Origin of the sequence: Nonomuraea recticatena (assembly GCF_039533245.1) — a bacterium.
Taxonomy (GTDB): domain Bacteria; phylum Actinomycetota; class Actinomycetes; order Streptosporangiales; family Streptosporangiaceae; genus Nonomuraea; species Nonomuraea roseola.
The window spans coordinates 307,662-320,591 of record NZ_BAAATE010000006.1; the positions used below are offsets into that span (position 1 = coordinate 307,662).

Consider the following 12,930-nt stretch of genomic DNA (forward strand, 5'->3'; position numbering starts at 1 on the left):
GTAAGGATCAGCGCTCGTCGTGACGACGGCGCCAGCGTTCTTCCATGCGTTCCATGAAACTTCCCCGGTTGCCCCGGCGCTGGCCCTTGCCCGGCGTTGGCACGCCGGACCCGGACGCACCGGAGTCACCGAATCCGTTCATGCGCTTCCAGCTGGACAGACCCCACAGACACGCGGCGAGCATGACCACGAAACCGCCGACGCCGAGCGGGATCTGGGCGATCACGACGCCGACCATCATCACGACGATGCCCAGCGCAAAGCCGATGGAGGCTTTGACCAGGCGTCGCTTGTAATGGCTGCGCGGATCGCTGATCCGAACGGTATTGGCCCACTTCGGGTCCTCGGCGTAGAGGGCCTGCTCGATCTGGTCGAGCAAGCGCTGCTCGTGCTCAGAGAGCGGCACGGCGCCTCCCAAGGACGGCCCCATTTCGGGGAAGACGGCAACGGACGACACGGGGTGTCCGAACCTCGCGGTCGGTTATCCCCAGAATACGAGGCTGTAGACGTAGGCGAAAGAAAACGTCCAACGTAGACCAAACCGGAGGTGACGTCATAGCTCTAGACATGCCTATTCTCCCCCACCCTCCGAGATGTCGCGACATCGGGCGTCATGCCTCCATTTCATCAAGTCGTCCCCGGACTAGTGAAGCCGGGACCACCGCATCGGGGCCGAATCTTCTGATCGCTTTGTCCATCGCTCGTTCGGCCTCCCTCCAGCCGGTCTCCTTCTCACCCAGGCTGAGCTGGTGAGATGCCGACTCGGCCGGCTTGAGGTTCTCCATGCGGACCCCGACAAGCCGGAGCCTGACCCGCTCGAGCCCGGCCGCCGCGAAGAGCTCGCAGGCCGTCGCGTAGATCTCCTGCGCGACGTCGGTAGGCTCACGCAGCGTCCGCGACCTGGTGATCGTGGAAAAATCGGCGCGGCGCAGCTTCACACTTACTGTTCTGCCCACATGGCCGCCCGCACGCACCCTGGCGGCCACCCGTTCGGACAACCGCAGAAGTTCGCGCTTGATCACCTCGGGATCGTCGACGTCGGCGGCGAACGTCTCCTCCGCGCCGATGCTCTTGTCAGGCACGTGCGCGGTCACGGGGCGCTCGTCGCGGCCCCACGCCAGCGCGGCCAGGTGGGTGCCGGCCGCGTGGCCGAGCTCTCGCTGCAGCGTCGTCAGCGGAACCCTGGCGAGATCGCCCACGCTCCTGATGCCGAGGCGCACCAGCGCCTGCTCGGTGCGCTCGCCCACGCCCCACAGGGCGCTGACGGGCAGCGGATGGAGGAAGTCGACCACCTTGTCGGCGGGCACGACGAGCAGGCCGTCGGGTTTGCACTGCTTGGAGGCGAGCTTGGCGACGAACTTGCTGCTGGCCACGCCGACCGAGCAGGTGATGCCGAACCTGTCGAGCACCTCGGCGCGGATCCTGGCCGCGATGTCGGCGGGCGAGCCCAGCCTGCGCCTGGCGCCCGCCACGTCGAGGAAGGCCTCGTCGGAGGCGATCGGCTCCACCAGCGGGGTGATCGAGTGGAAGATCTCCATCACGCCCTTGGAGACCTCGGAGTACTTGCCGTGGCTGGGCGGGATGATCACGGCCTGGGGACACATCCTGCGGGCCCTGCTCATCGGCATGGCCGAGTGCACGCCGTACTGCCTGGCCTCGTAGGTGGCGCTGAGCACCACGCCGCGGCCGGCGGGCGAGCCGACGATCACGGGCCGGCCCCTCAGCTCGGGACGGTCGAGCAGCTCGACGCTGGCGAAGAAGGCGTCCATGTCGACGTGGAGGATCGGGCACGCGCTGTCATCGGCCCCGATCCTGGCGACGGGGCCGACTCCGGTGATCTGCTTGCGCGACACGACGTGATTCTACCCGAACATTCGTTCGACAGACCTCCGCGTGCGGAGGACGTCCGGCGAGGGCCTCACCGGTGGCCCAGGACGTGCAGCTGGGTGGCGATGTCGCGCAGCACGGGATGCGTGGCCGCGGCCTGCTCCAGCGCGATCAGGGCCTCGGCCGCGCCGGGCTCGCCGTCGACCAGGCGGCTCGGCACGAGGTCGGCGAAGACCCTGACGCCGTGCACCTCCCCCACCTGGAAACCGGTCGCCGAGAGGAGCTCAGCGAGCGTCTGAGCGGTGAACCTGCGCGGGGTGGGGTCACGGTCGCCCCAGCGCCCCTGCGGGTCCTCCAGAGCTGCTCTGGCCTCGTCGAAGTGCCCGGCAAGCGCCCTGTGGATGGCGCTGGCGACGGGGTTGGCCGCCAGCACGCTGACCGCGCCTCCGGTGCGCAGCAACCCCGCCACGGCGGTAAGCGCGGAGGTCGGGTCCTCGACGTACTCCAGCACGCTGTGGCACAGCACCAGGTCGGCGCCGTCGCGGGGCAGGAGCTCACCGAGGTCGGCCGCGTCGCCCTGCATGGCCCGCACGCCCACCCCCCGCTCGGCCGCCCTGCGCTCGAGCGCGAACAGCGAGTCGGGGCTCGGGTCGACCACGGTGACGGCGTGGCCCAGTTCGGCCAGCGGGACGGCGAAGCCGCCCGTGCCGCCTCCCGCGTCGACGATGTCGAGCCGCTCGCGGCCCGTCTCCCGCGCCCTCGCGGCCAGCACCGCCCGCAGCGCGTCCCAGACGACGGCGGTGCGCACCGCCGGGGTCGCCTGCTTGGTGATGCTCTCAGCACGCAACGTCGGCTCGCCTCCTCGATTCCTCCGCGCTGGTGGCCCCGAACGCGATGTCCGCAGGGGTCGGCCCCGCGCGGCTGCCGTCCGCACAGGGGTGCTCCCCCTGTCGCGGCCCGCCCCCGCGAGGGAGAGCACCGCGACACGGGCCAGCCTACGCCGTCAGGAGCGGGCTGGGCATACTAGATCACGGGGAGGTCACGGTGGGCGGTGGACACGGGCACGGGCAGGCGAGCGCCACGGCGCGGCACCACGGCAGGCTGCTGGTCGTCGTCGCGATCACCTCGCTCGTCTTCGTCGTGCAGGTGGTCGGCGGCATCGCGGCCAACAGCCTGGCGCTCATCTCCGACGCGCTGCACGTGGCCACCGACATCACCGGCGTCCTCATGGCGCTGATCGCCTCGCACTTCGCCGCGAGGCCCGCCTCCGAGCGGCGCACGTTCGGCTACTACCGCCTGGAGATCCTCGCGGCGATGGTGAACGCGATCGTGCTGTTCGGCATCGCGATCTGGGTCTTCAGCGAAGCGTGGACGCGCCTGTTCGCCCCTCCCGAGGTGTCGTCGGGGCTGGTGCTGGTCATCGCGCTCTTCGGCCTGGCCGTCAACGCGCTCTCCCTCGGCCTGCTGCACAGGGGGCAGCAGGAGTCGCTCAACGTGAGGGGCGCCTACCTGGAGGTCCTGGGCGACCTGCTGGGGTCGGTGGCGGTCGTGGCAGCCGCGGTGGCCATCCAGCTGACCGGCTGGTGGGTCATCGACCCGATCGCCTCGGTCGTGGTGGCGGCGATGATCCTGCCGAGGGCGTGGCGGCTGCTGCGCGAGGCCGTGGAGGTGCTGCTGGAGGCCACGCCGAAGGGCATGGACCTGAGTGAGATCCGCAGGCACATGATGGACAGGCACGGCGTGCTGGACGTGCACGACCTGCACGCCTGGACGCTGACCAGCGGGCTGCCCGTGCTGTCGGCGCACGTCGTGGTGGAGGACTCCCGTCTCAGGGACGCGGGGCGGCTGCTCGACGAGTTGCACGAGACGCTGCTCGGGCGCTTCGACGTCGAGCACTCCACGATCCAGATCGAACCCGTCGGCCACTCCGACCACGAGGGCGCCAGGCACGCCTAGCGACCGACCTGCACACCTACGCGTCGAAGGCGGCCAGGACGCGTTTGGGCGCGCGCAGGCGCCAGGCGTCGGTGAGCAGTTCGGCCAGCTCCTCCGCGTCGACGGCGCCGAAGCGCACCAGCACCGCGGCGTAGCCGTCGTAGTGCGGCAGGGTGAAGAACGTGCCGGGCTCGGCGGCGACCAGCTCGCGCTTGTGCTCCTCCGAGGCCACGGGCAGCACGAGGACGTCGCCCTCCTCCCTGATCCTGGCGAACCACCTCGCCTTGACGTAGAAGGCAGGCGTGCCGTGCATGGGCCGCTCGGCGGTCTCGGGCAGTTCGAGCGCGATCCGCCGCACGTCGTCCTCGGTCACCATGTCCTCATCATGCCGCGCACCCCCGACCGGAACCACCCGGGCCGTCTTGGCCACGCGCCGAGGGTGGCGCGTGACCCGGCCTGCCGTACGGGGAGACGGGTTTACAGGGTGATGCTGGGTTTGAGCTGCTTGAAGCGCGCCAGCAGGCCGTTGATGAACTGGGGCGACTCGTCGGTGGACAGCTCGGAGGCCAGGTGCACCCACTCGCTGATCACCACGCCCTCGGGCACGTCGGGCATCCACAGCAGCTCGTAGGTGCCGCCGCGCAGCAGGTTGCGGTCGACCGCGGGCATGCGCTCCAGCGTCCACCCCTCGGCGTACGTCGTGATGAGCTCGTCGATGCGCGCCGCGTGCCTGGCCACACCCTCGACGATCGCCGAGGTGTACTCGTTGACCGGCGGCTCCTGCCGCTCCACGCGCTCGGCGAGGATCTTCAGCGGGTCTTCCTCACGCGCCTCGGCCTCGAAGAGGATGTCGAGGGCGCGCCTGCGTGCTTTACCTCGGGCGGACACTCAGGCCCGGCCGAGGTATTCGCCGCTGCGAGTGTCGACCTTGACCTTCTCGCCGGTGGTGATGAACAGCGGCACCTTGATCTCGGCGCCGGTCTCGAGCGTGGCGGGCTTGGTGCCGCCGGTGGAGCGGTCGCCCTGAAGGCCGGGCTCGGTGTTGGCGATCAGCAGCTCGACCGCCGCGGGCAGGTCGACGTAGAGCGCGGCGCCCTCGTTGAAGGCGACGGTGGCCAGCGTGTTCTCGAGCATGTAGTTGGCGGCGTCGCCGACGGTCTTGGCGGGCACGTTGACCATGTCGTAGGTCTCGGTGTCCATGAAGACGAAGTCGTCGCCGTCCTTGTAGGAGAACTGCATCTCGCGCTTGTCGACGTTGGCCACGTCGACCTTCACGCCGGCGTTGAAGGTCTTGTCCACGACCTTGCCCGAGAGGACGTTCTTGAGCTTGGTGCGCACGAACGCGCCGCCCTTGCCCGGCTTGACGTGCTGGAACTCCACAACGGACCAGAGCTCACCGCCGTCGAGCTTCAGCACGATGCCGTTCTTGAGGTCGTTGGTCGTCGCCACTCGCTTCTCCCGGATGCGGCCGCTCTACAGGACGAGCAGCTCCTTGGTCGTCTTCGTGAGGAGTTCCGATCCGCCTTCACGCGTCACGAGCGTGTCCTCGATGCGGACCCCACCCCGGCCCGGAAGGTACACCCCCGGCTCGACGGTGATCGGAACTCGATCCTCTAGTCTACCGGTCCGCGAAGGACCCAGGAACGGCTCCTCGTGGATCTCCAGGCCGACGCCGTGTCCCAGGCCGTGGCGGAAGTGCTCGGCGTGTCCCGCCTCGGCGATCATCGACCTGGAGGCGGCGTCGACGTCGCCCGCCCCTCCGCCCGGTCGCACGGCCTCGCGTCCGGCCCGCTGGGCCTCGCGGACGAGGTCGTAGACCTCCCGCTGCCAGCCGTCGACGTGGCCGAGGGCGACGGTGCGGGTCATGTCGGCGTGGTAGCCCTTGTAGAGGGCGCCGAAGTCGAGGGTGACCAGGTCGCCCGCGCGCAGCTCGCGGTCGGTCGGCGCGTGGTGCGGGACGGCGCCGTTCTCGCCGGCGGCCACGATGGACTCGAAGGCGGGCCTGTCGGCGCCGAGCTCGACCATGCGGGCCTCCAGCACGCGGGCGACCTCGCGCTCGGTCACGCCCGGCCTGATCCTGTCCTGGATGTCGGCGAAGGCCTGGTCGGAGATGGCGCAAGCGGTGCGCAGCAGCTCGATCTCCTCCTCGTCCTTGACCATGCGCAGTCGCTCGACGAGGGGCTCCAGCGCGACCAGGCCGTCGCCCAGCCGGTTGTAGACCGCCACGGTCATGTGCCCCGCCTCGATGCCGACGCCCTTCGCGGCCAGCTCGCCCGCGACGTCGGTGGCCTCCACGACCTCGACGTCGAGCTCGCGCGTCTTGTCGATGTAGCGGGAGTCGGTGGCCAGGCGCGCCGAGCCGTCCGCCCTGACCAGGACGGCGGCGTTGGAGCTGTCGAGCCCGGTGAGGTAGCGGACGTTGACCGGGTTGGTCACGAGGACGGCGTCGACGCCGTGCGGCAACGCGGCGAGGGCGGCCCTGCGCCGGGCGAAATCCATGGGCATTTCACCAAGTATTGACCACGTTCGCGGCAGGCGGCTACGGTCCCCTTGAAGGTTAGGAAGGTTTACTAACTCGTGGAGCAGCCGATGCGGATCGTCTTAGCCCTCGCCCTCGCCCTCACAGGAGCGCCAGCCATGCAACCGAGTGGCCACATCCGCGTCGACCAGGTCGGCTTCGCGCCGGGCGAGGCCAAGCACGCCTACCTCATGACCAGCGGCAAGCCCGCCGCCTTCACGGTGGTGGACAGCAGGGGCAGGCCGGTGCTGAAGGGCACGGCGGGCCGCGACCTCGGCGCGTGGAACGCCGCCTACGCCCACGTCTACGACCTCGACCTGACCGGCCTGAAGCGTCCGGGCAGCTACCGGATCAAGTCGGGCGGCCTCACCTCCGCCGAGTTCGCGATCGCCCCCTCTCCCCTGCTGGCGCTGCCCGCCTCCAAGATCGTGACGTTCTTCGGCGGCCAGCGCGACGGCGGCAGGCGGCACTCCACGGACAAGGCGGCCGACGTCTACGACTGGCCCGTCTTCACCGGGCCCGACACCGACCAGATCAAGGGCGAGCTGACAAAGGTCGGCGGCCCCGTCGACGTCGAGGGCGGCTGGTTCGACGCGGGCGACTACCTGAAGTTCACCCACATCCTGGCCTACGTCGACACGCTGATGTGGGCGGCAAGGAGGGACGGAGGGCCGGTCGCCGACCCACGTCTGCGGTCCGAGGCCGAGCACGGCCTGAAATACCTGGACAAGATGTGGGACGGGAAGTCCAGGACCCTCTACATCCAGGTGGGCGTCGGCGCGGGCAACGCCGAGGGCACCTTCGTCGGCGACCACGACATATGGCGCCTGCCCGAGAGCGACGACTCCTCGAAGGAGAAGTACATCCGTAACCGCCCTGTCTTCAGGGCCGCCCCGCCCGGCGAGCCGATCAGCCCCAATCTCGCCGGCCGTACGGCGGCGGCCTTCGCGCTGGCCGCCCAGGTCGAGCCCGACAGGCGCAAGGCGCGGGCATGGCTCGACCAGGCCGCGGAGATCTACGCCATGGCGAAGACCACGGACGTCGGCCCGCTGGTCACCTCCCTGCCGCACGCCTTCTACCCCGAGAGCGTCTGGCGCGACGACATGGAGCTGGGCGGCGCCGAGCTGGCGCTGGCCGCCCAGCGCCTCGGCGACCCCAGGGCGGCGCAGTGGCTGGCGCAGGCCTCCCACTGGGCGGAGGAGTACATCGCCAACGACACCGGCGACACCCTGAACCTCTACGACGTGAGCGCCCTGGCCCACGCCGACCTGATCAGGGCGGGGGCGGCCATGAAGGACGCCCTGGCCGCCGACCTGAAGGCGCAGCTGGAGATCGGCGCCTCCCGCGCCGCGAAGGACCCGTTCAGGGCGGGAGCGCGCTACGACCAGTTCGACTCGGTGCCGCACGCCTTCGGCCTGGCCGCCACCTCCAGGCTCTACAGGTCGGTGACGGGTGACCGCTCCTACGACGCCTTCGGCACCCAGCAGCGGGGGTGGGCCTTCGGCGCCAACCCGTGGGGCGTCTCCTTCGTCCAGGGCGTCGGCGACAACTCGATCGCCTGCCCGCACTACCAGATCGCCAACCTGACGGGCAGGCCCGCGACCGGCGCCGTGGTCAACGGGCCCAACGCGGCCTCGCTGTTCGACGACGGGCTCGGCGGCCACTTCGAGGAGATGGCCAAGTGCCCCGCCGACGGCGTGGACCGCTACGAGCAGTTCACCGGGCGCGGCAGCAGGTTCGTCGACGACGTGCGGTCGTGGCAGGCCTCCGAGCCCGCCGACGACTTCGCCGCGATCGCGCTCTACGCGCTCACCCTGATGGCCAGGGACTGACCCGCCCGTACGGCGGGGCCGGCGCTTCCTGCCGGCCCCGCCGTACTGGTCGACCTCGCGGTCGGTGCACGCCGTGGGAGACGACCGGGTAGCTGCCTGAGGCCCGGCCTCGGGCAGGGCGCTCAGCGTGGCGTGGACCTGCTCGTCCTCGTGGCGCGTGTCCCGAATTCACGCTCGGCCGTAGCCTGAAGGGGTGCTGCGGCGGACAATCAAGGCAATGGACATCGAGTCGCCCGCGAAACTGGCCGACCTGCTCGACCAGCACGCCTACCTCGCCGACGAGGGGCTGTCGACGGCCGCCTTCCTCGCCCTCAGGATGGGACGGCCACTGTTCCTCGAGGGCGAGGCGGGGGTCGGCAAGACCGAGCTGGCCAAAACCATGGCCCTGCTGCTCGACGCCCCGCTGATCCGCCTGCAGTGCTACGAGGGACTCGACGCCGCCCAGGCGCTCTACGACTGGGACTTCGCCCGCCAGCTGCTCCACCTCAAGGCGGCGGAGGCGGCGGGGATCACCGACGCGGGCAGGCTGGAGGGCGAGATCTACGACCGCCGCTTCCTCATCGCGCGCCCGCTGCTCAGGGCGATCGAGACCGATCCCGCGGTGCTGCTGGTGGACGAGATCGACAGGGCCGACGACGAGTTCGAGGCGTTCCTGCTCGAGGTGCTGTCGGACTTCACGATCTCCGTGCCCGAGCTCGGCACGATCAGCGCGCGCACGCCGCCTGTCGTGGTCGTCACCTCCAACCGCACCCGCGAGGTCCACGACGCGCTCAAGCGCCGCTGCCTCTACCACTGGCTCGAGCATCCGAGCTTCGAGCGGGAGGTGGCCATCCTGCTGCGCAGGCTGCCCGAGTGCACCGAGGCGCTGGCCCGCCAGGTGGCGAGTACGGCCGCGCGGCTGCGCGAGCACGGCCTGGTCAAGCCGCCCGGCATCGCCGAGACACTCGACTGGACCGAGGCCCTGCTCACGCTCGGCGCCCGCGACCTCGATCCGGGTCTGGCCGCCGTCACGCTCGGCGCGGCGCTGAAGTACAGGGAGGACGTGGAGAAGGTACTCGGCAGCGGGGTCCTGGGCCGTGCGTGACCTGGCAGCCACCATGACCGGGTTCGCCCGCACGCTGCGGGCCGCAGGGGTGGGGGCCGACCACGAGCGCACCCAGAACCTGCTGAAGGCCCTCGGCCACCTCGACGTGGCCCGTCGCGAGGACGTCTACTGGGCAGGCCGCCTCACCCTGTGCGCCACGCCCGACGACCTGCCCCGCTACGACCGCTGCTTCGCCGCCTACTTCGGCGGCATGCGGGCCGTGCGGGGCCTGAGGAGAGCCGCGACGGTCACCAGGCACCTGGCAGGCGGCGAGGGAGAGGGCGAGCGGGGCCAGGAGGCGGTTCTCGCCACCGCCAGCCCCCTCGAGGTGCTGCGCCAGAGGGACGTGGCGGCGCTGAGCGAGGCCGAGCGCGCCGAGGTGCACCGCATGCTGGCCCTGCTGCGCGCCCGCAGGGAGCGGCGGCTCTCACGCAGGCTCGTGCCCTCCCGCAGGGGCAGGCTCGACCAGCGCAGGACCGTCCGTGAGGCGCTCAGGAAGGGCGACGTCGCGCGCCTGCGCCACCGCGACCGGACCACCAGGCCGCGCAAGGTGGTGCTGCTGGTGGACGTCAGCGGCTCGATGGCCCCCTACGCCGAGACGGTGCTGCGCTTCGCGCACGCCATGGCCAGGACCGAGCCCAGGGCCACGCGGGTCTACTCGATCGGCACCAGGCTCACGCCGATCAGCGTCGAGCTGCGCCACCGCGACCCCGGCACCGCGCTCGCCGAGGTCTCCAAGGCGATCCCCGACTGGAGCGGGGGCACCCGGCTCGGCGAGGAGCTGCGCGAGCTGCTGAACAGGACCAGCGTGCGCGGCGCCATCGTGGTCGTCGCCTCCGACGGCTGGGAGCGCGGCGACCCCGCGCTGCTCGGCGAGCAGATGGCGCGGCTGGCCCGCCAGGCGCGGCGGGTCATCTGGGTCAACCCGCACAAGGGACACGAGGACTACCAGCCGCTCACCGGGGGGATGCGCGCGGCGCTGCCGTTCATCGACGACCTGGTGGCAGGCCACAGCCTGGCCGCCTTCGAGGAACTCTCCGAGAGGCTTTCAGATGCGCGACGTCCTGCCTGAGATCATGCGGTGGTGGGAGTCCGGGCTGCGCTTCGGCCTGGCGACGGTGGTGCGAACCTTCTCCAGCGCGCCCAGGCCTCCTGGCGCGGCCATGGCGGTGCGCGGCGACGAGGTCGTGGGCAGCGTCTCGGGCGGCTGCGTCGAGGGCGCGGTCTTCGAGCTGGCCTCCGAGATCGAGACCCCCGTGCTCCAGAGGTACGGCGTCAGCGACGACGACGCCTTCTCCGTGGGGCTGACCTGCGGCGGCACCATCGACATCCTCGTCGAGCCGATCTCGATCGAGTCCTATCCCGAGATGGGTGAGATCTTCGCCTCCGTCAGGGCGCACGAGCCTGTGGCCGTCGCGACGGTCGTGGCGGGCCCCGGCGTCATCGGCGCGCGCAGGGTGATCTGGCCAGGCCGCGCCTCGGGCTCGCTCGGCGTCGAGCGGCTGGACGAGGCGGTGGACGACGACGTGCGCGGCATGCTGGCCCAGGGCCTGACCGGGATCAGGCACTACGGCCGGCACGGCGAGCGCCGCCTGGACGACCTGTCGGTCTTCGTGCAGTCGTTCGCGCCGCCGCCGCGCATGCTGGTCTTCGGCGCCATCGACTTCGCCGCCGCCGTCGCGCGCATGGGCAAGTTCCTCGGCTACCACGTCACCGTCTGCGACGCCAGGCCCGTCTTCGCCACCGCCAAGCGCTTCCCCGAGGCCGACGAGGTGGTGGTCAGGTGGCCGCACGACTACCTGGCCTCCATCCAGGTCGACGAGCGGACGGTGATCTGCGTGCTCACCCACGACCCGAAGTTCGACGTGCCGCTGCTGGAGGTGGCGCTGCGCACCCCCGCGGGCTACGTCGGGGCGATGGGCTCGCGCCGTACGCACGAGGACAGACTGGCCAGGCTGCGGGAGGTGGGCCTGAGCGAGCGGGAGCTGAGCCGGCTGCGCTCGCCCATCGGGCTCGACCTGGGCTCGCGCACGCCCGAGGAGACCGCCGTGTCGGTGATGGCGGAGCTGATCCAGCTGCGCTGGGGTGGGAGCGGTCGCCCGCTGAGCGAAACCGGCGGGCGCATCCACGGGGAGGTCTGATGACACAGGTGGTGGGGCTGCTCCTGGCGGCCGGGCGCGGGGCGCGCCTCGGCAGGCCCAAGGCGCTGCTGGAGTACGAGGGCGAACGGCTGGTCGACAGGGGCGTGCGGCTGCTGCACGAGGGCGGCTGCCACCCGGTGATCGTCGTGCTGGGCGCGGCGACCGTGCAGGTGCGCGGCGCGGTGGTGGTGCGCAACCCCTCCTGGCGTGACGGCATGGGCTCCTCGCTGCGCGTGGGCCTGGCCGCGCTGCCCTCCGACGCCACGGCGGTGGTGGTCGCGCTGGTGGACCAGCCGTTCGTCGAGCCCGCCGCGGTGCGGGCGCTGATCGACAGCGGGGCCGAGCTCGCCGTCGCCACGTACGGCGGGCGCCGCCGCAACCCGGTGCTGATCGCCAGGCGGCACGTCGAGCGGGTGGCGGAGCTGGCGGTGGGCGACGTCGGGGCCAGACCGTTCCTGAAGGCCCACCCCGAGCTGGTCACCGAGGTGGAGGTGCCCGGCGACCCTCGCGACATCGACACGCCCGAGGACCTGGCCCGTCTGGTGACCGGCGAGGCCCCCGGCTGACCGGGGCGGGTCAGGGCGCGCCGGGTCAGGGGCGCGCCAGGTCATCGGAGGCGCGCCAGGTCATCGGAGGCGGGCCGGGGCGGGCCGGGTCAGAGGCGGAAGGAGGCCGTCGCGGCGCGGTGGTCGCTGCCCGTCGCGGGGGCCACTCCGGCGCGGGTGGGCTTCAGCCCCTTGTAGAGGATGTGGTCGGGCCTGGTGATCGGGAAGCTCGACGGCCAGGTGAACCCGAACCCCTCCCCCACCTCCTCCTGCGCGTTGAGCAGCGGCGGGGTGAGGTTGCTGAGGCCCCTGTCGTAGGTGGCGGTGTTGAGGTCTCCGAGCAGCAGGATGCGCTCGCTCTTGTCGGCCTCGATGAGCTTGCGCGCCTCCGCCAGTGTCCTGTCGCGGGTCGCGGTGTGCCCGGGACGGGCGGAGGCCAGGTGCATCACGTAGACGGTGACGTCGCCCTCGGGGGTCTTGGCCACCGTGCGCAGGGCGCGCTCCCAGCCGAGGCCGACGTCGAAGTAGTCGGGTTCGGACAGCGGGAACCTGCTCCACAGCCCGACCGTGCTGACGTTCCGGTGGAACTTGAAGATCTTGTTGAGCGCCTTGGCGGCGGGCCCTCCGGGTGTGAGCTCCTGCGCGGCGACCATGTCGAGGCCCTCGGCGATGGCCCGCACCGCCGAGCCCGAGGAGTTGTTGCGCACGCCCACGTTGACCGTGGCCACCGACAGGTCGCTGGCCCCTCCAGGGGAGGAGCGCAGCACGTCGGGACCGAACATCACGCCCCACACCAGGGCGGGGAGCAGGACCGCCACGGCGGCCACCGCCGAGCGCGCCAGCAGCGCCAGGAGCAGCAGCACCGGTATCGCGAGCCCCAGCCAGGGCAACAGACTCTCCATGATGGGGGTGAACCCACCCAGCGCGGGAATCAGACGGTGTCCCGCCAGAATCGCCGCCAGGACGATCGCCCCCGCGATCACCGCACGCTTCAGCACGCCGCTCCTCTCGCCCCCTGAGTTGACCAGGGTAGGCGGTCGCCGAGCGA

At 71.3% G+C, this 12,930-nt stretch carries 14 protein-coding genes; 6 read left to right on the forward strand and 8 right to left on the reverse strand.

Annotation, left to right across the window (positions count from 1 at the left end):
- Window positions 1-7: 7 nt before the first annotated feature.
- The 3 genes from ABFX50_RS15455 to ABFX50_RS15465 form a co-directional block, all read right to left on the reverse strand.
- Complete coding sequence (locus tag ABFX50_RS15455) at window positions 8-406, reverse strand: DUF3040 domain-containing protein (RefSeq protein WP_183659052.1); 399 nt, start codon at window positions 404-406, stop codon at window positions 8-10.
- A 205-nt stretch (window positions 407-611) separates the two neighbouring features.
- Window positions 612-1,853 carry a DNA polymerase IV gene (locus tag ABFX50_RS15460; RefSeq protein ID WP_183659050.1) on the reverse strand — a complete coding sequence of 414 codons (1,242 nt, stop codon included), beginning with the start codon at window positions 1,851-1,853 and terminating at the stop codon, window positions 612-614.
- Window positions 1,854-1,918: 65 nt separating this feature from the next.
- Window positions 1,919-2,674 (reverse strand): methyltransferase, encoded by a 756-nt coding sequence (locus tag ABFX50_RS15465; RefSeq protein WP_346146944.1) that lies wholly within the window; start codon window positions 2,672-2,674, stop codon window positions 1,919-1,921.
- A 197-nt stretch (window positions 2,675-2,871) separates the two neighbouring features.
- Here ABFX50_RS15465 and ABFX50_RS15470 point away from each other — a divergent pair, with 197 nt between their 5' ends.
- The gene (locus ABFX50_RS15470) at window positions 2,872-3,783 is read left to right on the forward strand and encodes a cation diffusion facilitator family transporter (protein WP_346146946.1); all 912 of its coding nucleotides are present in this window, start codon (window positions 2,872-2,874) and stop codon (window positions 3,781-3,783) included.
- Between the two features lie 16 nt (window positions 3,784-3,799).
- On the opposite strand, the gene ABFX50_RS15475 is transcribed toward ABFX50_RS15470, so the two are convergent.
- From ABFX50_RS15475 to ABFX50_RS15490, 4 genes are all read right to left on the reverse strand, one after another.
- The gene (locus tag ABFX50_RS15475; RefSeq protein WP_346146948.1) at window positions 3,800-4,138 is read right to left on the reverse strand and encodes an MmcQ/YjbR family DNA-binding protein; all 339 of its coding nucleotides are present in this window, start codon (window positions 4,136-4,138) and stop codon (window positions 3,800-3,802) included.
- Window positions 4,139-4,239: 101 nt separating this feature from the next.
- Window positions 4,240-4,650 (reverse strand): transcription antitermination factor NusB, encoded by a 411-nt coding sequence (gene nusB, locus ABFX50_RS15480; protein ID WP_183659042.1) that lies wholly within the window; start codon window positions 4,648-4,650, stop codon window positions 4,240-4,242.
- The gene (gene efp, locus ABFX50_RS15485; RefSeq protein WP_183659040.1) at window positions 4,651-5,211 is read right to left on the reverse strand and encodes an elongation factor P; all 561 of its coding nucleotides are present in this window, start codon (window positions 5,209-5,211) and stop codon (window positions 4,651-4,653) included.
- Window positions 5,212-5,235: 24 nt separating this feature from the next.
- Window positions 5,236-6,267 carry a M24 family metallopeptidase gene (locus ABFX50_RS15490; protein ID WP_346146950.1) on the reverse strand — a complete coding sequence of 344 codons (1,032 nt, stop codon included), beginning with the start codon at window positions 6,265-6,267 and terminating at the stop codon, window positions 5,236-5,238.
- Between the two features lie 132 nt (window positions 6,268-6,399).
- On the opposite strand from ABFX50_RS15490, the gene ABFX50_RS15495 reads away from it, so the two are divergent.
- The 5 genes from ABFX50_RS15495 to ABFX50_RS15515 all read left to right on the forward strand — a co-directional run bounded on the left by ABFX50_RS15495 (window position 6,400) and on the right by ABFX50_RS15515 (window position 11,903).
- Window positions 6,400-8,112: a glycoside hydrolase family 9 protein gene (locus ABFX50_RS15495; RefSeq protein WP_346146951.1), complete on the forward strand. Its 1,713-nt coding sequence runs from the start codon at window positions 6,400-6,402 to the stop codon at window positions 8,110-8,112.
- 217 nt (window positions 8,113-8,329) lie between these two features.
- A complete protein-coding gene (locus tag ABFX50_RS15500; protein ID WP_346146953.1) occupies window positions 8,330-9,196 on the forward strand; it encodes an AAA family ATPase in 867 nt (288 codons plus the stop codon).
- Complete coding sequence (locus tag ABFX50_RS15505) at window positions 9,189-10,268, forward strand: vWA domain-containing protein (protein WP_346146954.1); 1,080 nt, start codon at window positions 9,189-9,191, stop codon at window positions 10,266-10,268. Before ABFX50_RS15500 ends, ABFX50_RS15505 begins: the two co-directional genes overlap by 8 nt.
- Window positions 10,249-11,337, forward strand: coding sequence for an XdhC family protein (locus ABFX50_RS15510; RefSeq protein WP_346146956.1), 1,089 nt, complete (start codon window positions 10,249-10,251; stop codon window positions 11,335-11,337). Before ABFX50_RS15505 ends, ABFX50_RS15510 begins: the two co-directional genes overlap by 20 nt.
- A complete protein-coding gene (locus ABFX50_RS15515) occupies window positions 11,337-11,903 on the forward strand; it encodes a nucleotidyltransferase family protein (protein WP_183659030.1) in 567 nt (188 codons plus the stop codon). Before ABFX50_RS15510 ends, ABFX50_RS15515 begins: the two co-directional genes overlap by 1 nt.
- Window positions 11,904-11,992: 89 nt before the next feature.
- Here ABFX50_RS15515 and ABFX50_RS15520 read toward each other — a convergent pair whose 3' ends face one another.
- Window positions 11,993-12,880 (reverse strand): endonuclease/exonuclease/phosphatase family protein, encoded by an 888-nt coding sequence (locus ABFX50_RS15520; RefSeq protein WP_346146958.1) that lies wholly within the window; start codon window positions 12,878-12,880, stop codon window positions 11,993-11,995.
- Between the last annotated feature and the right edge of the window lie 50 nt (window positions 12,881-12,930).